Raw genomic sequence first — 21,157 nt, 5'->3', positions numbered from 1 at the left:
CTATAAGCCTCTTCATAGTCCTTTTTACTATTAGACTCCCGACCACACACTGGTGTCAGGTGCCGATTAGCTTGGAGGAGTCAGTCACGTAGTTGTGCTCCATTGAAACGATAGGGGACAGGTTCAGGAAGTTGATAGCTTCCTGGTAGCTTTCCCTAGTCTTGCCCGGTACGCTTCATAACCGGTAATATTGGTAGATACCCCACGTATTGCCTTTTGAAGTATATCTTATCTATGCATAAATCGGGTCTTTTTCCCTCAAGAAATGGTTTCTGATTGCTGGCTTTTCTGGGAGGCCCACACACCTATCAGTTAAAATGGAATCCTTCCTCGTGGCTGAGGCAAGGGACCTCTTAAGCAGCGGGTGGATGGATTGGGCGTCCATTTTTTTGGCTACTCATTAATGGCTCTTATGTTAAAAACAGGGGCAAGCAATCTTAAAACCAAAAGAGAGGAATATGTATTAGGGCCTTGTTTTTGTGGAGCGGGTTGTATGGGCCCGATTGGAACGCTTTGGGTCAGACCGGGTGGAGCTGTTTTCTCCGGGCTGCATTATTTTGACACTTCTGGGTAAGCCTCTGATTATGTAAGTATAAATAATATATAGAATTGCGATCTGTGCAAAATTGAAATTGTAAATAGTAAGGGTTGTGAGAAGTTTTAATCTTGGAGTTTGTCAAATTGCTTTCTGTCATTAATGTATAAACAGTTTAATGCTTTGTTAAATTTTCTAGTTTGAGCAGGAGTTAACTTCGCTGTATGTTTTGTTGAATCGTTGTTAATTTCTATAGTTTTAATCTTTCCTATGAGTAAGAAACCTAGTTGATATTCTGATAGTTCTTGACTGTAAAAATAATCGACACTATCAGCTTTTTTAAAAAAGCCTTCGTCTATTTTAATAATTATTGTGTCGTTGAATCTAACGTAGTCTCCTGTTTTAAACATCCAGAACTCTTTAGTGTTAAAGTTACTTCCAACAACTTCTAATCTTTTATCTGTGACGGAATGTAATATTAATTGAAACCCTTCGAATGGATCATTGTCGCCTTCTTTGAAATATTCGTATTCAGCGTATTCGCACTGATTTATATGGCAACTAGATAGTGCCATCATCAATAGAAAAGGCCATATGCTTTTAGGAATCATATTAAGTTGAAATTTATAAAAATTCTCATGGCTATTTTGTAGAAGGAGGGCATCCGATTATTTGAAGTTGTGAAAGACACTTCCTAGCGGCCATGGTAAACTATATGCTCACCTATTTAAATGCACGGAATGCTCCTCTGTATTCAACTCTCAATATAGGGGGTTTCTAATAATTGTCAAGCAAGCCCACAATACTCTATCAATGACTGTCAAGGGATTTAGATTTCGATGGTTTTGTTGCTCTTCTGCCCCAGCAATGCTTGAATTTAGAGTAGATTATCTTAATTCCAGCTAATCGTTTGTTAAAGGTTGTTAGGGATGTATTAATCAGTAGCTTGTATTTGAGGGGTGGGGGTGCGTTTACTGGATTGAAACACTTTAGGTCAGACTGGGTAGGTCTGTTATCGTCATGGTGCAATTTTTTTAGCAAAAACAGTTAAGCCTTCCATGAAAAAGTTCCCTATAAGAAAAGGAACCCCATTTTGCATACGTCTCTAAGTATTTGTCGAAGGTGACTAGGGTAGTTAGCCAGAAGTAGTCTGCGGCAGGCTTGCACTTGTTGCACTTTCTGCACTAAGTGCCCGCTTGGCCTTCATCACCGTGTTGGGTGAGACGCCACACAGGGTAGCGATCTCCCGAATGGAACACCTTCCTTCCCTCAGGTAGTCTACCGCTCTCTTGTTCTCCTCCAGGAACCTCTCCGTGTTCTTCACCGATCCCTTAGGGCGGGCGATGTGCTTGCCCTGCCGCTTGGCCTCCTGCTGGCCCGAGACGATCCGCTCCACCGTCGTCTCCCGCTCCATCTCGGCAAGGTCCGCCAGGATGCCTAGGACCATCATCGTGACGTGGTCCTTCCTCCTCCGCTTGTCCAGCGAGCGCAGGTTCCGGTTCACCACATGGGTGCAGACGCCATGTTCCGCCAGCTCCAGGATGAGGCTGCGAACGTCCATGGCGTCCCTGCCCAGCCTTGACAGCTCCAGGCAGACCACCTCCGTGATCTGGCCCCTCCGGGCCATCTCCAGCACCCTCTCCATGCCCGGGCGCTGGTACCGGTACCTCGATCCGGAGACCGTCTCACAGGCAGTATAGGCCACCTCAAAGCCATGTTTAGTGGCGTAGTCCTGGAGTTCGCTCAGCTGACGGTCCGTGTTCTGCTTGGCAGTGGAGACACGAAGGTAAAGAGCTGCTTTCATGAGGCTTTGGGGTTATGGTCGGGGAACCTCAATATACGAGATTGTATCAGTAAAAGCTATAGCTTACCGTGATACGGGATTTAGCCAAATTAATATGATCCAGAAAGAACTGAAGCCCGTTTGATCAAGGGATACTTTTTTTGACACGGTTGCGGAGCGATTCCAAAGAGGATGCTCTAATCTGGTTTAGCAGCCATGGAGAAGGGTTTAGCACCAGAAAGTGTCCCCTTTATTTTGTAAATTCAAGTATGGATAAACCATAGGGAGGGGGCGAAATTAAAAATTTTGTGAGCCCTACATGTGTTCGTAACAGCCACTCCTAAATCCCATCCTTTTACATCCCCTGTAACGCATGAACATCCCCTTCTCCGATATCTCCGGTATCTTGGCCGTGCAACACCGTATCCTTAAGGACCTCAAAAAGAAGACAGGCCTCAGACAACGAGACTGGGAGGTGCTGTGCGTCTGCCAAAGGCTGTCCTTGGCCAACTACCCTTTCACCACCGCTAAGGTAAATGCCTACCTCCAGGGAGCCTACTTCCTTCATTGCCTTTATGATTCTATAGGCCTATTGCTGGAGAAAAGCTACATCAAAGTGGTGGTGGAGGGAAAGCCATTCCGGCCGGAATCGTATGAACTCACCTATAAAGGAAAGGCACTGGTCAAGGGACTATTGGATGAGATGCGCCGCCTCACTGAAAGGCTGGATGAGGAACTGGCAGGTAAACATACGGCAAGATTGTGGTGATAGAATAGAAATCAACTTGCCTGCCTTCCTATGGCCTTAAAGTAGGTCCATGGTAAATAGCACCCATATTGCCTGACACTTGCCTATCTGAGCCAGGATGAAGATAAAGACCCCTTAATCTCAATCTTTTGCCCGGGCTCATAAGGGTAGAAAGCAGGATACTGAGTGGTTCTTCCTAAGCCATCACAGTAAACGACTTTGTAGTTCTCATCCCGTCGGGTATGTCTGATTAAGGAGAACAGGAGCAGATTCAGGTTTGAGATGTCCTCCACATAATCATTCTCCTCGTAGCTGCCCTTAGCCTCTTTCAAATTGATTTCCCCGCTGATATAGGAGGCGCCGCTGAGCAGTTTAAGGCCCGTGTCCAGGTAGTGCCTGATTTCCAATTCTCTGTAAACGAACCCATTGAAAATCTTGAATCTACCGTCAAACAGGTCATTGGAGAACCCTTGCTCTGCCATTACCAAGTACCGGATTGTTTGGACCTTCTTTTTCAATCCTCTTTGGATGCCAACGTTCACCCGGCATACCTGGTTGGTCGCTAGCATATCGCCTAAATGGCGTATTAGGTCCCTGCAAGTCAGAACTGGAACTAGATCACTGTGTGGGCCGCGGTCCAATACGTAGTTGTCGGCCCCGTATAAGCCTGGGATAGTCAGCTCCTCAAGAATTTCTATGCCCGGTTTTAGGTCTCTCTGAGAATAAAGGAACTCTTTGACCATTCTGAGGCACTCAATGCTCAATACCTCCTTATGGCCACCCACAAGGCCATAAACCTCCAATACCTTCTTTGACATAGAGAAAGGGGAGAACTTTCCAAGGATTAAGGATTCCAGCCTCTTAACTTCCTCCTGATCAGCCATCACTAACATTGAGGTCTTTGAATCAATCTTGAACTTACTTTGATGCCCCATAATTCTAGTGTATTCCTCGAAGGAGGAAATACCGACCTTGAACATGCTCCCTTCAAGGAAAGGTAAAACGTAGAGGTAGTAAGGCTTCATTTAAATTTTATTTTCGTGGTAACCTATAAGGCCAGGCATTGGGGAAGCCTCACTTGCCTTGCGTCTGCTTTCAGGAAAGCGAGGTTGCGACAAAGCTGTGGAAGACCTAGAGCAAAATACGGGAATATTGAGATTAGGGACAAATTTGTCCCCAATTGATTTGTGGACACGCGCCACTTTTGGGTGTGAGATACCTTGGAAAAATAGAAGCCTTCGGAAAGCACCTCAAAAGACTAAGGGAAGGCAGAGGGCTATCGCAACAGGCGCTAGCCGATATGGCTGATATTTCCAAGAAAACGGTTATCCGCATAGAGAATGGAAGGAATGCTCCCACCCTTGATATGCTTTTTGCGCTTAGTGACGCACTAGAAATTCCCTTGAATGAGTTGATGGGCTTTAATGAGAATGGAAACTTCACATAGCAAACCTCCTGTTTTTCTAAATAATACCTATATCCTTAGGTGTTAGATTGGATTCTTTAGAAATTCACTTTGCCTAATTCTAACTTTCTTCTTTTACCTACCTGCTACTGTTGGTTGCCTCAGGTTACTATGCTATTGATACAATAGGTAATTTTACCCCGAGTTTGTAAATGCCAACGTAGGGAGTTATTTGGTTTTCTTTGCTCTTTGTTAATTTAAGTTCTGGCTTCTCATCCCTTTCTAGTTCACCCTCAGGATAGATTATCATACAATCAATAAGTTCAGAATCTTTTTTACCCAATGCTTCATAGACATGCGCAAGTCTTGCATAACCGCTTACCTGCCTTGCATCTTGGTGTTGCTCTGAATCTAAGTTGTTGTTCTTATAGCGGGGTTTGTATTTAGCATCTAAGATCATCCGGACTTCCTCTGTGTTAAGAAGGAAATCTATCTCATTGCCACTGGTTGTATTGTCTAGATATACTACAGCTCCATTTTTTGTGTATTGGTCCTTTAATAACCCAAGCACATACAATTCAAATAATTTACTCATATCAATCCAGAAGGGTGGGGTGCTGACTTGCTCTGAAGAAGCATTCTGAATATTATGACCAAATCGATTTAATATTTTCTGAGCTAGCTCTAGGGCTAGTTTATATTCTTTATAAAAAGGGTTTGGTTTAATATGCTGACAATCTCTTGTACTAGCTTCTTCTGAAACCTGTTCAAAAGCAGGTGTGATGTAGTTTAATAAATTATTGAAAATAGCCTCTGAATCTAGCCCTTTAATTTGAGGAAGGTACTGTTTTATGAAAACAAGAGTTTTCTTTAGAATACGATTTTCTATTCCATCAAACCCAAATTCATCATATGAACATATAGTGTTAAGTGTTTTAGCTTTAGATATGTTTTGTTTGATGTTCTTTGCAGTAACAATTTTGCCTTTTACTTTACCCTTTAAGTTTGCCTCAACTTTATAGTAAGACTTTTTGAGGCCTTTCCTTACTATATCCTTCACAACTTGCAGGAACTGCAAAACCAGTAAAGGTGTGAGCATATCCTGCTGTTGATTTATTTTTATTTCTGGTTTTTCCCATTTGATCTCAAAAAGCTTATCTGTGTGCTCATAAACCTCTGAGTGTTTTAAGGCTTCAAAAAGCATCGCCAAGTAGTTTACTTGAACAGTCTGTTCCTGTGCATTGACAGGCTTTTTTGTTGTCCTATTTACTTTAGGCTGGACGTAAACCGCAAGGTTAACGCCTGGTATCCAATCTACACCAACATAATAGCTGTTATTAATTGAGCCATCATTGTTAACAGCAAAGCAGATTTTATTACTAATGCCCTTGAAGCAGATAGGGGAAGGAAGGGTAGAGAACTCTCTACCCTCTTTGAAATACTCTTCTTCTATTCTAAAGTCTTTATCATAGTAAGCATGATGTTCTAAGAAGATTTTACGTGAAAGAAAGTGTTCTCCAAGTTCTCCAAGCATTTTCTCTACCATGTTAAATCTTTGACAAACTTTTCTGTGCTGATTGAAACATTGTCAATTGTAGCAGTTGTTCGAAGAATGCCATCTTTTAAATACTCATGTAGCAAAGGTTTGATTTCGAAGTCAAGCTTAAGTTGGAGTTCATCGTTCGTTTTAGCAAGGAAGTAACTATGGCCTAGTTGAACATCGCTGGCGTTGAAATCTGATGCAATATTTCCAGCAGCAAAAAGTTTTTCAACTTGTTTGAATAATGCTTTTGCGTTACCTCTTACTGCATTGTTTTCAATTTTATCTAAAACTCCATTCGAAGGTAGTATATCAACAAAAGCAAACCTTCTTCTGATAGCATAGTCAATATGCCCAACGCTACGATCAGCAGTATTCATTGTTCCAATAATGAAGAGGTTTGGAGGAAGTGTGATAGTACTGTCTCCGTTTATTGAGTACATACTTTGGACACCTTCGCCTCTGTACTCAAGTGCATAAATAAGCTCACCTAATACAGCAGGAAGATTTGCCCTATTGATTTCATCAATGATAAGTACATAATTTTTAAGTTCAGTTATAGCTTCCGAATGCTGATTATTCGCTTGTTTAGCTCCAAGGAAGGTTCTGAATTTAGAAAGAACATTAAAATAGTAGGTAGCATGTTGCTTTGCGCTTCCAGAAATAGAATGTAATCCATGGTAAGCTGGGCGAGTTCTTGCATTTGCAATAAACCCCTTCAGAACATCAGAGAAATACATTCTATGTCCTCCTTGGTTTGCCCATGCATTCCCAGTGTAAAGGAAGGCGTCTTCTTCAACTTCAAATAGATGAACATTAGGAGTTATAGAATATTGCCCAGTAGCTTCTAGTTCTTCCTGAATAGAGGTAACAAATAGCTGCCACTCATCATTCAGCCAATTTTCATAAGCCAATGTGCTAGCTTCCTTTTTGCTGTTTATATAATTTTGATTGGCCTTGTTAGCAAACTCACCTAAAATTTTATTTTTCGTAATGTATTCTATCTGAGTACCGTTGTTTTCAATAGTTATACCCCTTACAAAATCCTCATAAGAATAAGCTGGGTGGAATTGAATCAGTTTGACTTGATCTCCATCTAATTGATCATCAATGAATTTTGCAATAGCAGCACTATATGAGTCATTCCCATTTGTTACTTGTCCATTTTCCCATGTCTTCCTATTGAAGGCACTAATGATTTCAATGAACTTAGGCTCGTATATAGCATTGCCTTCTGTTTTTACTTTTACTCCGTTTTGAGTAAGAGAGTCAATTGTATAATTAGTATAGTCTGCACTACTTCTAATTTGGAGAGAATTAGTAATGTATCTCCGTATATCTTCTTCTGTTATAGAGCTTTTTTTTGTTAAGCTCTTAGCAATTTCTTTAGCCGTATGAGTCTTGCCTGTGCCAGGAGGGCCTTGAAGTATGATTTGCTTTTTATTTTTGAGAATACCTTTAAGATTATCCATCTTTTGTTCTTGAAGAATGTTTTTTAATTTCTTTATTCCTAAAGCAGCCCCAGTTTTAATGAAAAGTTCTCTATGAGTTTTTTCAAACTCCAAGAACTGGTTTACTAATTCCTCAAAAGAATTACCTTCTATTGGAATTTCTATCCAGCATGCTTTACTAGCTTTTAGGGAGGCAGGCTTATTTTGATGATCTCTTACACCCATAATATGGAAATGTAAGCCATCTTTACTTAAACCAATTATATATCCAAATACCTCAATGCATTCATTTCTAAGTTCAGCAGGTACAACTCTTGCCCATTGATAATGTTGAAAAACGAACCTGCCTCGGCCACCCATTTTTCTGGGGTCCTTCTTGAATTTAGTAGAAAATCCTTTTTGATTAAGTAGGTTGCAAAAATGTTCTAGCTTATCATAGATTTTCTTTAGTTCATAGTGCTTTGATTCTTCATAATCTTTGCCAGCATTCTCAGCAATAAGTTTTATATCATCTTTGGTAAAGAAATTCATTTAAATTATATGGGTGAGTTGATTTTTATGCTTTAATTTATCGTTTAAAAAGGACTTGAAGGGCGTGGAATTTCACTTCTACTTATTTGTCTCAATATTTGAGAAAAGCTTGTTTTCAATACGTCTATTTCAAGTTGATCAATATAACTGTTATGCGCAACATAGTTGCGGCACTTAGCCATTTCGTTAATTTTGACATTTAGCCATTGTTGATCAGGAAAATATGAATTAAATAGGCTCCAGTTATTGATGATCAAGTTGGATAAATCTACAAAGTCTAGATAAAATATCTTAGAGTCTCCTCTAATCCTCATCCATTTATGTTTTTCCTCTTCGTTAATTCTTCTTTCTATTGCTTTTAATATTTCTCTATTAAGAGTTATTTTATCAAAGTATTCTATTCCAAATGCACCTTTGCACACTTCTTCAATAAATATTCGAAGTGCATTTTCAACATAATAAAGATAGGTGTATACCTCTGTCATATTTTTGCCTTTTTGGATTATGTCTTCAGGAAGAATATCAAAGGTTGTTATTGGTGTGTCTTGTAGGGAATCTTGAAGTTGATCAGTCAATGTTTTAACCTCAGAATGTAACAATGGAGCAAATCTTATATCAACAATGTCAAAACCTGCATCTTTTGGCATGATAAGGTTACAATCATCGATGATGATTTTTTTTGGTATCTCTGAAACTAATTGAAGTTTATCTGGAGTAAGATAAAAATGAACTTCTGTTGAATATGCGTCCCATCTTTGTCCTGAGAAAGACATTGATGTTTTAAAATCACATGCTCCACCAATCAAAGCTTCATTGAATTTCTTTTGGTTTGTGGTTTTACTTGAAGCTAAATAAGTTAGTAAAGTTTTAAAGTAACTCTCTTTACTTGGTAAGTTATAAGTGAATCCTGACATTAAAATATTATTAGTTGGTTTCCAGAGCCATTTCTGTCTGCTTGCCTAGTTTTGTATTTTTAATTTTGGGTGCTTTTACGGTGCTGGCTTTAGCAACTTTAATCTTTTCCAATAACACATTGGCGGGTTCGTCTTGCGGGTCTTGCGGCACCAGCTCGCCTCTGAACGCTTTGGCCAGCAGCGCTTGCGGCAGTTGGTCTATCTGGGCCTTTAACCGCTGGAAACGCGCTTCAATGGCATCGGCGGCGGCAAACAGGGCTTCTACTTTTTTGACGATTTCTTTTTGTTCTTCTAAGGGCGGAAAATTAAGCCTTACCTTTTCAACAATTTTTGTGTTGATTACACCTTGAGCTGTTCCTGTAGTAAGTTCGTCAACAAGACTTGTCCAAAGTGAACTTTGAAAGTATAGGTTTAAAAAGTAACAATATGGCTTAAAAGGTCTTGCAAAAACTATGTTTGCACAATTAACTTCTCCCAAATTTTCAGGAAGTATTGTTGCATCACCGCGATTTGCACCAACTCTTACAATTAATAAATCTCCAGCTTCTAACCTCGATTTTTTAAGTTTTGAATGAAAATCCGGTGTTATATAACTGACACCAAGTAAAACCAATCTACCTGGCTTTACATTTTGAGACCTTAAAAAAGTTACTCCTTTATCTTCCGTAGTGTAATATTTACTTGTTTCCCCAACATGCCCAACAGAAACCCTTTTACTTATATCTCCAAGAGAGAACTCAATCCAATCATTCTCATTTATGGTAGGGATGTTAAGTTTTTTGCTTGTGAACAATTCTATTGCTTCAAGCTCAATGCTTCTTTCAATTTCAGGATTCTCCTCCCGCCATTTCTCAGTCAATTTGCCTGTGACGGCTTGGGTGAGGACGGCTTGCCGGAAGGTTTTAATAAGCTCTGGGACACGCGCCAGCTTGGCTTTGAGGGTATCTATGTGCTGAAAGGCTTTATCTAGTTTTGCTACAATGCGTTTCTGCTCGGCTAGCGGCGCAAAAGGAATAAAAGATTCTTCAAACTTCTTCTTAGTGATATGAGCTAAGCCAGCACCACCATGAGCTTGATTGATAAAGTCCTCTAGAACATATGAAAGGGAATAGTTGTAGAATGCTTTATCTATAAAATTACTGTTAAAATTGATTTTGAAGATGTGCTGGTTTAATACAGCTGTATCACCCTTCCAGATATGAGAACCAAATGAAGTTCCCGGCGTTCCAGACCATGCAAACAATAAGTCTCCATTCTGAACTATAAACCTATCATCTACTTCAAAATTACAATAGTTAAATTCAGCTTTAGGATTATTTAAATTCTGTATTCTGATTATTGGAAGTCCCTCATTACTCCATTCTGTGGGTTTAAAAGCTTTACCATTGATATATTCTGCAATATCTCCTAAACGGGCTTCCACCCAACCCTCAGGCAAATCCTTCTCCATCATGCCAACAAGCTCATTATTTGGTTCAACTCTATTTGTATTGCTTTTAATTCTTCGGCGGCTTCACGGGCGATGTCCAGCGGTTTCTGGGTGTAGGCGCTGTTGCTGAAATTTGCATCAGCGATGAGGCCCAGATCAAGGGAATCATTCTTCTGACTAATTTGCTCGCGGGTGAGGCAGCTCCAGCGCTCGTCTTGTACTAAGACTCTTTTCTGATGGTCGATGGTGCCGTTGAACTGGTCGCGTACCTGGTCGGGTTCCAGTCCGCCAGTGTAGGCGGTCATGAAACTACTGAAGGCGGCGCGGGTGAAGGGTGTGCGTTTGCCGTAGCTGGGCGCGTTGGTGCGCATGTCATAGAACCACACCTGCCGGGTGTTGCCTTCCTCGGTTTTGCCACGCTCAAAGAACAGCACGTTGGTTTTTACCCCGGCAGCGTAAAAAATACCGGTGGGCAAACGCAGAATGGTGTGCAGGTTGCACTTGTCCATCAGGTCACGGCGTATTTTGCGGCCGTCGCCATCTTCAAACAGCACGTTATCGGGTAATACCACCGCCGCGCGGGCGCCGCCCCTTTTGTGCAGCGAGCGGTAAATGTGCTGCAGGAAATTGAGCTGTTTGTTGCCAGAGAGGTACACTAAATCATCTCGTGTGGGCCGCTCGCCGCCCTGCTTGGTACCAAACGGCGGATTGGCCAGTACCCCGTCATAGTTCCTGAAGCCTTTGCCCAACTCAGAAAGTGTGTCGCCCATGTCAATGCGGCTTTCCAGACCATGCAGCTTGGCGTTCATGAGGGCCAGCCTATGTGCATCCTGCACCAACTCACACCCGCTAAACGCCTCATACACCTGAAACTGGCGCTGTTTGCTGTCAAGGTCATAGTAGTGATCGGTTTTGTTCCGCAGGTACTCGTCGGCGGCAATCATAAACCCGAAGGTACCGGCAGCCGGGTCGTTCCAGCGTTCGCCTATCTGGGGTGCCATCAATTCCACCATCACGTTAATGAGTGGCCGAGGCGTGAAATACTGGCCCGCCCCGCTTTTCTTTTCACCGGCATTGCGCTCCAGCAGTTCCTCATAGATGGTGGCAATTTTGTCCTGCTCCACATCATCAAACCAGTCAATAGCGTCAATGCTGGTGATGAGCGTTTTCAGGTTCACCGGCTTGCGCAGTGTGGTAGAAGCGTTGGTGTAAATCTCCTTCACTGCCGCGTTCTCAGACTTGGTACTAATGGTAGCCAGCAACTCGCGGTAGGTGTCAAAGAGGTCTTTATTATCAGAAAGGCCCTTTATCTTGCCCCAGCGGTACTCCTCGGGAATAGCCTCTTCGAAGCCCTTCACCTCTGACAAGCGCAGGAACAGGATATAGGTTAGTTCATTCAGGTATTGGTGATAGGTGACGCCGTCATCGCGCAGCACATTACACAGGTTCCACAGTTTGTTCGCAATTTCTTCGGCACTCATATTCTAATTGTAGGTTTTAAATTGTTGATTGTTTTTTCGCCAATGTGGCGGTGAGTGTTTTTGACCTGTTTTCCTAATAAGAGGCTATAAACAGGTTTTCAATTTCTATTGATGGATTGCAATTATGCGGTTTGGATATACAGGTAATCATTGATGGTATTGATGACCTCTGTGAGTTGGTGGTCAAATACTTTGTTCAGCCGCGTAAATCCGCCGTCGTCTTTGAAAGGGTCTTCGTTCAGGTCTTCTACCTGCAGCACGGTTTCTGCTAATAACTGTTTCTCGAAGCGGTCAAACCAATTGAGCTGGGTTTTGTTCCAAGCTTGCAGGCCGCGCACTTTGTTCACGGCCCGCTTAATACGGGTTTCATGGCTCTCCAGTTCACTGCCCATTGCCATGGTCCTGATAAAGGAAATAATATCGGCGGCAATGTCTTGTTTCTTGGCTTGTTTCCATGCTGTTTTCAGCGAAGTAGAGTTAAAGCCTTTAGCATCCAACTCCAGGTACAGTTCTTTCAGGCTTTGGCGGTTCAGCTCTTTGGGGTTGGTGCAAATGATGTTGAGCGCGGAAATCTGGTTCTGGTTGTCTTTGATAAACTGCCCGAAGCTCTCCAGGTAATCCTCTGGTTTCTGGCCTTTGCCGTAACCGCGTTCGGTTTTCAGGTACTTGTCTTTGTGTTCAGAGACGTATTGCACAGGTTCCTCGGGCTTCATCTCATCCAGCAGCTTCCAGAGGCCAGACAACTGTATCACCTGCTGCACATTCACCTGCACCGGTTGCTCTAGTAATTGAGTAATCATACTGTCAATGTCGGTGCCACCCGCTTTGTATTGGAACTGCTCGTGCTGGTGGTTTGTCATGCGCTGCTTTTTGCGTTGAAGCTTAGCAACTATTTGCTCCAATTGTTGCTTAGCCCGCTCATTGGTGTCAATAGCTGGTAGTTCCTGCGCCAGTTGTTCAAAGGTTACCTGCGGATTCACCACCACCGGCTTCATTTGGGTATAGTCCTGCAAGGTTTCGTAAATGCGCACGGCATCATAAATTCGGAAGGTCTCTTTCTTTATGTCTCCGCACAGGCGAGTGGCGCGACCAAGCATCTGTTCATACAAAATACGCGATTTCACTTTGCGCAAAAACACGATGTTGCAGATTTGGGGCACGTCAATACCCGTGGTAAGCAAGTCAACGGTGACGGCAATATTAGGGTATTTCTCGTTCTTGTAGCGCTTTACCTGCTCGGGTGGGTCGTACGAGGCCCCAGTTATTTTCTCAATGGCATTATCTGGTATTTCATTGCCTGTTAAGTGAAACTCCTCTTTCAGCATGCCCACTATCATGTCAGCATGGGCATCGGTGGCAGCAAAAATGAGCGTTTTCTCATCGCTTCCAGGGTCTAATTCCTGTACTAGGCATTGCACTACCGTGCGGTTGAAGTTTTCGGTAAGCACTAGTTTGTTAAAGCCCGCCACGTCTATCTGCAGCTCATCTTCCAGTTCTTCCAGGTCAATGATGGTGTTGCTTTCCTTGTCATAGGCTTTGGGCTTTTCGCCTTTCTGCCAGGTTATGCCCCCTTCGCTGAGCTCAGTCTTTATAAGATAAGGCGGCTCATGGTCTATCAGGAACCCGTCTACCACTGCCTCGCGGTACGAGTAGGTATACACCGCAGAGCCGAAGATTTCTTTAGTGTGAAATGCTGGAGTAGCCGTTAATCCGATGGCGTAAGCATCAAAATAATCCAGCACCATGCGGTACTTACTAATGTAATCCTGCTGGTCCTTAAAGCCCAGGTCTTCCTCGTTCAGTTGTTTGTCCAGCAGGTAGCCACGGTGTGCCTCATCAATAATGATACAGTCATACTGGTCTACCGAAGGCACATTTTCCTCTGAGTCATTGTAGAAAAGGCGTTTGACCAAGCTTTGCACCGTGGCAAATTGCAGACGTGTATCAATGTCGGGCACCAGTTCTTTCAAGCCTTTCACATCATACACCTCGGCAAAGGTGTTCAGGTCCACTACCTTGTTGTCTTTAAAAGAATTGATGGCCTGAATGCCCAACAGTGTGCGGTCCACCAAGAAAAGAATGCGATTAAACCTATTTGTCTGAATGAGGTGGTAACACAACCCAATGATGGTTCTGGTCTTTCCCGTTCCGGTAGCCATAGCAACAAGCGCCCTGCGTTCATCTGGCTCCTGAATGATTTTTTGCTCAACAGCCTGAATAGCTTTTATCTGGTACTCTCTCAAGCCTAAACCACTCTTGTTTTTTAGGAAGCCTAGCGGCGTATTTTCTAGCTTCTGGTTTACTGCCTGTATATCCCGTTCACGCAATTTCAACAAGCCAGCAGGGGAGTACCACCCTTGCAGCGGGCGGGAGATATTGGTGGCCTTGCGCACATCCAGGAACCAGATACCGCTCTTGGTTTTAATCTGCTCCAGGTACGGTCTGCCGTTAGTAGAAAACAGAAACGGCACTTTATAGGTTGCCCATTCGCCTAGCAGCACCGCCTCGTGTTTGGCGGCCACCAACTCTGCATAGATTTTTGACTGCGCCAGATTTGTGGAGATATCCTGAGCGTATTTTTTGGCTTCTACAATTCCGTATAGTTCCCGCCCGATGAAGAGGGCGTAATCGGCCCATTTGGACCCAGCGGGCCATTCGGCAATAGCCAGATTTTTTCCCTTCTGGGGCAGCGTCTGGTGCTTCTTATAGTTGAGGGTGTTGGTGTCTGCTTGCCACCCGGCTTTTCTTAGCTGCGCGTCAATAAGTTCGCGGGTTTCAGCCTCAGACATTTCAATCTTGTTGGCCGCTTTCTCAGACTTTTGCTGAATGACTATTTGCTTTTCTTCTGGTAAGCCCTTGGTTTCGCGCTCCTCTAATAGTTGCTGAAATTTCTGCTCTAAATCTTTGTACTCTTGCTCTAGAAGGTGTAACGCGTGCCGGGTATCCACCTTCTCAGGTGAATGAAACTTAATAGCTGCTATGTCTTTAGGAGTGCTTGCATAGGTCTCATAAAACCACTTGCTAAGCTTAAAGGCAGAGAAAAGGCCATGCTTTGCGTCATCAATGGTTGCCTTGCTTTGATGCACGGCAATATTTCCTTTCTCCTTGATATGAAAGAACAGGTCTTTTATATTAGATGGCAGCACCCTTTCATACTCCAAGGTTTTAAGCCGGTTATGAAAGCTGTTCTCAAACGGGAACTCCAGCGCATGCTCTTCAAATAACTTTTCAGTAAGCCGTTCCCCAAAGAGCCTAATCTTGAAAAGGGAAGTAACTGGGTCTTGATGTAAGTTATATTCAGCTGATTGCCCGATGTTAAAAAGAATGGGAAATTCTTCTTCTAAGTAACTGAAGTTGGAGGAGGTCATACTGCTGATAGATGGAAGGCTAATTTAAAGTATAAAAACTAATTATATAATATTGGAAATATAGAATAAGCTTTCGAGATACTTGCTGGCTTGTAGTATAAGCTATGAAAAGGTTGGAATAAAAGGGGTGCCCACAGGTATGTTCCTAGGGTTGGGAATTGAATACATTCCCAAAATCAAATCCGGGTACTGCTTTCAAATCAAAATCACTATTGGTTAAGGTGCTTGCTTTATTCTTTTGACCTTTCCATTGGTGAGTTTGAGAAAAGTGAGTAAAAACAAATTTAGGAAAGAGTTGAGGGTTGGCCTGTTCTTGGGCTAAGGTAGTAGATAAAAGATAGGGATTCTGCTGCAATGTTTTCGAGAGGATAAGCCTCGATTCCAAGTCTGAAAACAAATATTTGTATGCAAATTGTATGCAAACAAAAAAGCCACTTACAAGTTTTATCTCGTAAGTGGCTGATTTAGAAGCTCCCCCTCTTGGGCTCGAACCAAGGACCCCATGATTAACAGTCATGTGCTCTAACCGACTGAGCTAAGGAGGAGTTTATCGTTTCAGGCGGGTGGCCTTAAATGATGATGCAAAAGTAGGGCATGCAGTGATAACGCGCAAGTGTTGGTCTGGAAAAATTTTATCTTTTTTGATAAGTCTCTGAAAATGAAACCAGAAAATTTTCTGTTTCAGAGCAGTTTTCTTGAAAACCACCCTGAAACAGACTAGAGCCAACTAATTGCTGGAACAAAACCTGCTAAATAGCCTCAAACTGACGCAGGAAACGGACGTCGTTCTCGGTGAAGAGGCGCAGGTCTTTGATCTGGTATTTAAGCATGGTAATCCGCTCAATGCCCATCCCGAAGGCGAACCCGGAGAACTCTTTAGAATCAATGCCGCAGTTTTCCAAAACCTGTGGATCTACCATGCCACTGCCGCCAATTTCTACCCAGCCGCTGTACTTGCAGATGTTGCAGCCTTTGCCTTTGCAGATGTGGCAGGTAATGTCAATCTCGGCGCTGGGCTCGGTGAACGGAAAGAACGACGGACGGAACCGGATCTGCGTCTCAGGCCCGAACAACTCCTTTACGAAGTGGTATAGGGTATCCTTCAAATCCTTGAAACTCACGCCCCGGTCTACGAACAAGCCTTCTACCTGGTGGAACACGCAATGCGCACGCGCGGAGATGGCCTCGTTCCGGAACACGCGGCCCGGTGATAACGTGCGGATAGGCGGTTTCTGGTGCTCCATCACGCGCACCTGCACGCTACTGGTATGCGTGCGCAACAGCATATCGGGGTTCTTGCTCAAGAAGAACGTGTCTTGCATGTCGCGGGCGGGGTGATTCTCGGGGAAGTTCAACGCCGAGAAGTTGTGCCAGTCGTCTTCCATCTCAGGACCTTCTGATACGTTGAACCCAATACGCTCAAAGATGCGAATGATTTCCTCGCGCACGCGGGCCAGCGGGTGGCGGTTCCCTAAGGTATTGGGTACCGGCGGCAAGGTGAAGTCAAGGCCGGCCAAGGCGTCTGGTGTGGCGTTCTGCTCCAAAGTTTCCTGGGCGCCGTCCATCTTCTGCTGAGCCAAGTTCTTTAGCAGGTTCAGTTCCTGGCCTACCTGCTTGCGCTGCTCGGGGGCAACGGTTTTCATCTCGTCAAACAGCGCGGCAATCTGGCCTTTGCGGCTCACGTAGGTGTTCCGGAAGGTCTCCAGTTGCTCCTTGTTCTCTATAGCATAGGCTTCTACCTCTTGGGTCAGCCGTTTTATGTTCTCCAATAGCATAGCACAAAGATAAAGATTAATGGGGATTGCGTAAGATTTTGTCCATAAGAGCAGAGCCTTGTCTGACTGGTTGATAAGATTTAGGCTTGTTTTATGTAATTTGGATCTAAAACAGAGGAAATAGGTCTTTTGATAACATTCACATATTTCCCTTTGGACATAGTTTGAGGCTGATGCCTCACTGCAGATGCAAACTGCAGATCATGGTAGGTCCAAGTCACAGACTTGAACCATGGATAATGGTGGCTATGCATCGCAAAAGGTAGAAGAACCCAATTCCAGTCTTCCGGCAGAGCGCCTTTGTTTTAGACCTGGTGCCTCAGGCAGGCCTACCGGCCAAGGCTAAAACAGGAGCGTGAGGCCGGAAGACGAGGCCTCGCGGCCTTGAGCACACAAAAGCCCAAACAAAATAACTAAGCTTTTAAACCCACGCAGATAACAGCGTTTCTCCAAAACAAACAAACCACCTGTACACAAAAGAATCGGTAAACAACAAATCCCCCCTCCGTTTACCTACGCCAAACCGCCGTTCACCTACTTTCCGCTGGGCTTAGCCTAATACCCGTTGTAGCGCGCAGAGGTTCTGCCTAGTTTTGGAACATAAATCAGCAAGGTTATGGAAAATCCACACATAAAACGAGTAGGCGATTACCAGCGGTGGGGCGGACACACCAGCAGGGGAGGCCGGGTAGCCGCCGGGTTATTGATCATCGGGGTAGGGGCTGTTTTGCTGGCCTACCAAATGAACGCCATTATGCTGCCCAAATGGGTATTCTCTTGGAAGGTGCTCTTGATCGTGATCGGGCTTTTCTCCGGGATCAAGCACTCCTTCCGCAATCCTGGGTTTATAGTGCCCATCATCATTGGGGGGGTGTTTCTTCTGGAAGACTTGGTGCCTGGTATTCGCCTCAGGGCTTATATGTGGCCCATCATTATCATGGTGGCCGGGTTGTGGCTGATCTTCAAACCCCGGCACACCTGTGAAAAACACCTCAAAAACGTAAGACGCTTTGGTCCGCAGGGGCCTAATTTTAACAAGGCGAACTTCACTAACCCTACCTACACAAACCCCAATCCCTCTAAAGAGGACTTTCTCACGGCCACCGCGGTATTTGGCGGAATAAAAAAAAACGTGATCACGAAAGACTTCAAGGGCGGTGATATTGTGACCTTTTGCGGCGGGGCCGAATACAACCTGACCCACGCCGACATGCAGGGCGAGGTGATTCTGAACATCACCGAACTTTTTGGCGGCGTGAGCCTGATCATTCCGCCGCATTGGCAGGTGCGCTCTGAGGTGGTCACCGTCTTTGCCGGCATAGATGACAAAAGAGTGTTTGTGGAGGCACCCCCAGAATCTGACAAGGTGCTGGTGTTGAAAGGAACGGTGCTCTTTGGGGGCATAGAAATCAAGAGTTACTAATGTGGGCGGTCGCGCCGAGCTACGTGTCAAATTCCTGCTTTTCCATGTCTTCCTTTAAGAATATTCTGCTGTACCTGGGTTGGGCTTTGCTATGGGCCGTGGTGCAAACCGCAGTGATTTACCAGGCAGGCTTCCCGGTAGAGTTGGCCTGGAAAGACGCCTCTTTAAGCAGTGGTCTGGTGGTGGGCAGCGGATACGTGATGTCGTTGGCACTGCGCTTCTATCGCCCCGGCGGACGGCAGGTGGTGTACTTGATGGGGTGGAGCTTGGGCGTGGCTATGATTAGCTTGGTGCTCTGGGACACCGGATTAGAGTATCTGTTAGGCACGCAGAAAGAATACTTGGCCTTCGTAGATAAAACGTTTTTTGTGCGGCTGGCCTTCGCCTGGCTCATGATCCTGTTCATTGTGCTGCAGAACTGGCTTTGGTTTTATGCCCGTGAAAAGCAGGAAGCCGAGGAACGCAAAACCGCCACCGAGAAACTGGCCCGCGAAGCCGAGTTGTTTAACCTCAGGCAGCAACTACAACCGCACTTCCTGTTCAACAGCCTGAACTCCATTAGTGCGCTGGTGAAAACCCAACCCGACCAAGCCAAGAAGATGGTGCAGCAGCTTTCTGATTTCCTGAGAGGCACCCTTCGGAAAGACGACCAGACCATGGTGCCCCTTGCGGATGAACTGCAGCACCTGCAGATCTACCTGGAGATTGAGAAAGTGCGTTTCGGGCACCGCTTGCAGACCCAGGTAGATTACCAGGAAGAGAGCCTGCACGGGACGTTGCCCTATCTGCTGCTTCAGCCTATTGTGGAAAACGCCATCAAGTTCGGGCTCTATGACACCATTGACGATATATTAATCAAGATTACCGCCACCATGCAGGATTCCATGTTGGTCATCAGTACCCTGAATCCTTTTGACTCCGCGCTGCTGCAGCATAAGCAGGGCACCGGCTTCGGGCTGGACTCGGTACGCAGGCGCCTGTACCTCTTGTACGCCCGCACCGACCTGCTCAGCACCCATCAGAAAGACAACGTTTTCATCACCACCGTTAAAATTCCGCAGAAATCATGATCAAGTGCTTGGTAATTGATGACGAACCTTTGGCCCGCAGCATTGTCTGCGAGTACCTGCAAAACTACCCCGACATGGAGATGGTGCAGGAGTGCAACAACGGGTTTGAGGGCGTGAAAGCCATCATGCAGCATCAGCCCGAGTTGGTGTTCCTGGACATCCAGATGCCCAAGATCAACGGTTTTGAGATGCTGGAATTGGTGGAGGCAGTGCCCAGCGTAATCTTCACCACCGCCTTTGACGAGTACGCCATCAAAGCTTTTGAGACCAACGCTGTGGATTACCTGCTCAAGCCCTTTACCCAAGAGCGTTTTGATGCCGCTTTAAAGAAATGGCGCCAAAAACAGCAGAAACCAGCGGCAGAGACAACCGTGAAAGTGCTGGAGGAAATCACCGCCAAACAACCCGAGGAGCAGGTGCGCATTGTGGTGAAGGTGAACAACGACATCCGGATCATTCCCGTGCACGACATTCACTACTTGGAAGCTTATGACGATTACGTGAAAATCCATACCGCCTATGGCTGTTTCCTGAAGAAGAAGACCATGGGCTACTATGAGAAAACGCTGGAGAACGGCAAGTTTGTGCGGGTGCACCGCTCATACATTCTGGCTCTGGACCAACTCACCCGCATAGAACCGCTGGAAAAGGAAACCCACGTGGCCCTGCTCCGGAACGGCACCCGCATACCGCTGAGTAAAACCGGTTATCCTAAACTGAAAGCCGTCCTAGGGATCTAGAAAGCAGTCGAAAGAAATAGCCGCCTCTGAAAAAAAGTTTACTGTGAGATAAAAAGGAAAGAATAGAAGGCATCGGTGGGGTTTTGAGGCTGTATTCTCTAAACCAGGTCCAAAACAGGAACCAGTTCGGTTAGCTATTGTCCCGTTTCATTCGGCTTTCTATGGGGTTGGTCAGAATTAACACTTCGGATATGCCTCTTGCACGGTAGCTTTCTTCCGCCATGTAATCAGATGTGATTATTTGTAGAGTTCAGAAAATCAGCGGTTTCCAAAGGGCTAAACTTGGTTGCCGGAAACTTTGGAAACAAAAAATGTTTCCTTAGGTTTAGCCCGTATTCACTCAAAACGAATGGAAATCAGAGACCGGATATTGCAGGAGGCCTTGGCCCTGTTCACCCAAAAGGGAATCAAGGCAGTTTCAATGGACGATGTGGCGGCGCACCTGGGGGTGTCTAAAAAGACCATCTACAAGTGGTTCGCCAACAAAGACGAAGTGGTGTTTGAAAGCATGCAGCAGTATATCCAGCGGGTGGAAGGTACGTGCAGCCAGGCCATCACCACCGCCTCCAATGCCATGGAGGCCATGTTCCAGATTGTGGAAATGGTGCGGGGCATTATGCGGCAGATGCACCCGAGCATTTTTTACGATCTACAGAAATACCATCCCACCTCTTGGAAACTGTGGCAGGAGCACAAGAACCATTTCTTTCTGAAACAGACCAAAGAGCACATCCAGCGGGGCATCAAAGAGAAGCTCTTTCGGGAAGATATTGACGTGGAGATCCTGGCCCGCCTGCGTCTGGCCGAGGTGGAGCTGGGGTTTGATTCAGAGAACTATCCCGCCACCCAATTTGACCTGCAGAAAGTACAGATCGCCTTGCTGGAGCACTTCATGCTGGGCCTGGCGACACTCAAAGGACATAAGTTGATTAACCATTATAAACAGATTATTGAAGAAGAATAA

Annotated in this window: 16 protein-coding genes and 1 tRNA gene; 6 read left to right on the top strand and 11 right to left on the bottom strand. The window is 44.9% G+C overall.

Going from position 1 to position 21,157, the window contains the following annotated elements:
• Positions 1-660: 660 nt before the first annotated feature.
• Both ACW9SV_RS04410 and ACW9SV_RS04405 read right to left on the bottom strand, forming a co-directional pair.
• Entirely contained in the window at positions 661-1,146 is a 486-nt protein-coding gene (locus ACW9SV_RS04410; RefSeq protein ID WP_479555523.1) for a hypothetical protein, read from the bottom strand.
• A gap of 524 nt (positions 1,147-1,670) precedes the next feature.
• Positions 1,671-2,339: a recombinase family protein gene (locus ACW9SV_RS04405; protein WP_479555522.1), complete on the bottom strand. Its 669-nt coding sequence runs from the start codon at positions 2,337-2,339 to the stop codon at positions 1,671-1,673.
• Positions 2,340-2,691: 352 nt separating this feature from the next.
• Between ACW9SV_RS04405 and ACW9SV_RS04400 the strand changes: the two genes are divergently transcribed.
• Complete coding sequence (locus tag ACW9SV_RS04400; RefSeq protein ID WP_479555521.1) at positions 2,692-3,087, top strand: hypothetical protein; 396 nt, start codon at positions 2,692-2,694, stop codon at positions 3,085-3,087.
• Between the two features lie 83 nt (positions 3,088-3,170).
• Here ACW9SV_RS04400 and ACW9SV_RS04395 read toward each other — a convergent pair whose 3' ends face one another.
• Positions 3,171-4,091, bottom strand: coding sequence for a hypothetical protein (locus tag ACW9SV_RS04395; protein WP_479555520.1), 921 nt, complete (start codon positions 4,089-4,091; stop codon positions 3,171-3,173).
• Positions 4,092-4,276: 185 nt separating this feature from the next.
• Between ACW9SV_RS04395 and ACW9SV_RS04390 the strand changes: the two genes are divergently transcribed.
• Positions 4,277-4,513, top strand: a complete 237-nt coding sequence (locus ACW9SV_RS04390) for a helix-turn-helix domain-containing protein (protein WP_479556509.1) — start codon at positions 4,277-4,279, stop codon at positions 4,511-4,513.
• 127 nt (positions 4,514-4,640) lie between these two features.
• On the opposite strand, the gene ACW9SV_RS04385 is transcribed toward ACW9SV_RS04390, so the two are convergent.
• The 8 genes from ACW9SV_RS04385 to pheS form a co-directional block, all read right to left on the bottom strand.
• The gene (locus ACW9SV_RS04385) at positions 4,641-6,017 is read right to left on the bottom strand and encodes a 5-methylcytosine restriction system specificity protein McrC (protein WP_479555519.1); all 1,377 of its coding nucleotides are present in this window, start codon (positions 6,015-6,017) and stop codon (positions 4,641-4,643) included.
• Positions 6,011-7,993 (bottom strand): AAA family ATPase, encoded by a 1,983-nt coding sequence (locus ACW9SV_RS04380; RefSeq protein WP_479555518.1) that lies wholly within the window; start codon positions 7,991-7,993, stop codon positions 6,011-6,013. The genes ACW9SV_RS04385 and ACW9SV_RS04380 overlap by 7 nt, the downstream gene beginning before the upstream one ends.
• 44 nt (positions 7,994-8,037) lie before the next feature.
• Positions 8,038-8,907, bottom strand: coding sequence for a Swt1 family HEPN domain-containing protein (locus ACW9SV_RS04375; RefSeq protein WP_479555517.1), 870 nt, complete (start codon positions 8,905-8,907; stop codon positions 8,038-8,040).
• 10 nt (positions 8,908-8,917) lie between these two features.
• Complete coding sequence (locus ACW9SV_RS04370) at positions 8,918-10,360, bottom strand: restriction endonuclease subunit S (RefSeq protein WP_479555516.1); 1,443 nt, start codon at positions 10,358-10,360, stop codon at positions 8,918-8,920.
• Positions 10,357-11,817 carry a type I restriction-modification system subunit M gene (locus ACW9SV_RS04365; RefSeq protein WP_479555515.1) on the bottom strand — a complete coding sequence of 487 codons (1,461 nt, stop codon included), beginning with the start codon at positions 11,815-11,817 and terminating at the stop codon, positions 10,357-10,359. Before ACW9SV_RS04365 ends, ACW9SV_RS04370 begins: the two co-directional genes overlap by 4 nt.
• A gap of 122 nt (positions 11,818-11,939) precedes the next feature.
• Complete coding sequence (gene hsdR / locus ACW9SV_RS04360; RefSeq protein WP_479555514.1) at positions 11,940-15,185, bottom strand: type I restriction-modification system endonuclease; 3,246 nt, start codon at positions 15,183-15,185, stop codon at positions 11,940-11,942.
• Between the two features lie 471 nt (positions 15,186-15,656).
• Positions 15,657-15,730, bottom strand: a tRNA-Asn gene (locus ACW9SV_RS04355).
• 204 nt (positions 15,731-15,934) lie between these two features.
• The gene (gene pheS, locus ACW9SV_RS04350; RefSeq protein WP_479555513.1) at positions 15,935-16,960 is read right to left on the bottom strand and encodes a phenylalanine--tRNA ligase subunit alpha; all 1,026 of its coding nucleotides are present in this window, start codon (positions 16,958-16,960) and stop codon (positions 15,935-15,937) included.
• Between the two features lie 616 nt (positions 16,961-17,576).
• Between pheS and ACW9SV_RS04345 the strand changes: the two genes are divergently transcribed.
• From ACW9SV_RS04345 to ACW9SV_RS04330, 4 genes are all read left to right on the top strand, one after another.
• The gene (locus ACW9SV_RS04345) at positions 17,577-18,383 is read left to right on the top strand and encodes a LiaF transmembrane domain-containing protein (protein ID WP_479555512.1); all 807 of its coding nucleotides are present in this window, start codon (positions 17,577-17,579) and stop codon (positions 18,381-18,383) included.
• A gap of 44 nt (positions 18,384-18,427) precedes the next feature.
• The gene (locus tag ACW9SV_RS04340) at positions 18,428-19,453 is read left to right on the top strand and encodes a sensor histidine kinase (protein WP_479555511.1); all 1,026 of its coding nucleotides are present in this window, start codon (positions 18,428-18,430) and stop codon (positions 19,451-19,453) included.
• A complete protein-coding gene (locus ACW9SV_RS04335) occupies positions 19,450-20,193 on the top strand; it encodes a LytR/AlgR family response regulator transcription factor (RefSeq protein WP_479555510.1) in 744 nt (247 codons plus the stop codon). The genes ACW9SV_RS04340 and ACW9SV_RS04335 overlap by 4 nt, the downstream gene beginning before the upstream one ends.
• 349 nt (positions 20,194-20,542) lie before the next feature.
• Positions 20,543-21,157 (top strand): TetR/AcrR family transcriptional regulator, encoded by a 615-nt coding sequence (locus ACW9SV_RS04330; RefSeq protein ID WP_479555509.1) that lies wholly within the window; start codon positions 20,543-20,545, stop codon positions 21,155-21,157.

This window comes from Rufibacter sp. JT20002, from assembly GCF_056491185.1.
The sequence above is the reverse complement of the archived record's forward strand: the minus strand, read 5'-3'. Positions and strand labels throughout refer to the sequence as shown.

What these genes read in the sequence shown, in the direction of transcription:
- ACW9SV_RS04375 (WP_479555517.1), bottom strand. Translation starts at nt 8,907, where the DNA reads ATGTCAGGATTCACTTATAACTTACCAAGTAAAGAGAGTTACTTTAAA.
- ACW9SV_RS04370 (WP_479555516.1), bottom strand. Translation starts at nt 10,360, where the DNA reads ATGATGGAGAAGGATTTGCCTGAGGGTTGGGTGGAAGCCCGTTTAGGA.
- hsdR (WP_479555514.1), bottom strand. Translation starts at nt 15,185, where the DNA reads ATGACCTCCTCCAACTTCAGTTACTTAGAAGAAGAATTTCCCATTCTT.
- ACW9SV_RS04410 (WP_479555523.1), bottom strand. Translation starts at nt 1,146, where the DNA reads ATGATTCCTAAAAGCATATGGCCTTTTCTATTGATGATGGCACTATCT.
- pheS (WP_479555513.1), bottom strand. Translation starts at nt 16,960, where the DNA reads ATGCTATTGGAGAACATAAAACGGCTGACCCAAGAGGTAGAAGCCTAT.
- ACW9SV_RS04400 (WP_479555521.1), top strand. Translation starts at nt 2,692, where the DNA reads ATGAACATCCCCTTCTCCGATATCTCCGGTATCTTGGCCGTGCAACAC.
- ACW9SV_RS04345 (WP_479555512.1), top strand. Translation starts at nt 17,577, where the DNA reads ATGGAAAATCCACACATAAAACGAGTAGGCGATTACCAGCGGTGGGGC.
- ACW9SV_RS04405 (WP_479555522.1), bottom strand. Translation starts at nt 2,339, where the DNA reads ATGAAAGCAGCTCTTTACCTTCGTGTCTCCACTGCCAAGCAGAACACG.
- ACW9SV_RS04380 (WP_479555518.1), bottom strand. Translation starts at nt 7,993, where the DNA reads ATGAATTTCTTTACCAAAGATGATATAAAACTTATTGCTGAGAATGCT.
- ACW9SV_RS04365 (WP_479555515.1), bottom strand. Translation starts at nt 11,817, where the DNA reads ATGAGTGCCGAAGAAATTGCGAACAAACTGTGGAACCTGTGTAATGTG.
- ACW9SV_RS04330 (WP_479555509.1), top strand. Translation starts at nt 20,543, where the DNA reads ATGGAAATCAGAGACCGGATATTGCAGGAGGCCTTGGCCCTGTTCACC.
- ACW9SV_RS04395 (WP_479555520.1), bottom strand. Translation starts at nt 4,091, where the DNA reads ATGAAGCCTTACTACCTCTACGTTTTACCTTTCCTTGAAGGGAGCATG.
- ACW9SV_RS04385 (WP_479555519.1), bottom strand. Translation starts at nt 6,017, where the DNA reads ATGGTAGAGAAAATGCTTGGAGAACTTGGAGAACACTTTCTTTCACGT.
- ACW9SV_RS04340 (WP_479555511.1), top strand. Translation starts at nt 18,428, where the DNA reads ATGTCTTCCTTTAAGAATATTCTGCTGTACCTGGGTTGGGCTTTGCTA.
- ACW9SV_RS04335 (WP_479555510.1), top strand. Translation starts at nt 19,450, where the DNA reads ATGATCAAGTGCTTGGTAATTGATGACGAACCTTTGGCCCGCAGCATT.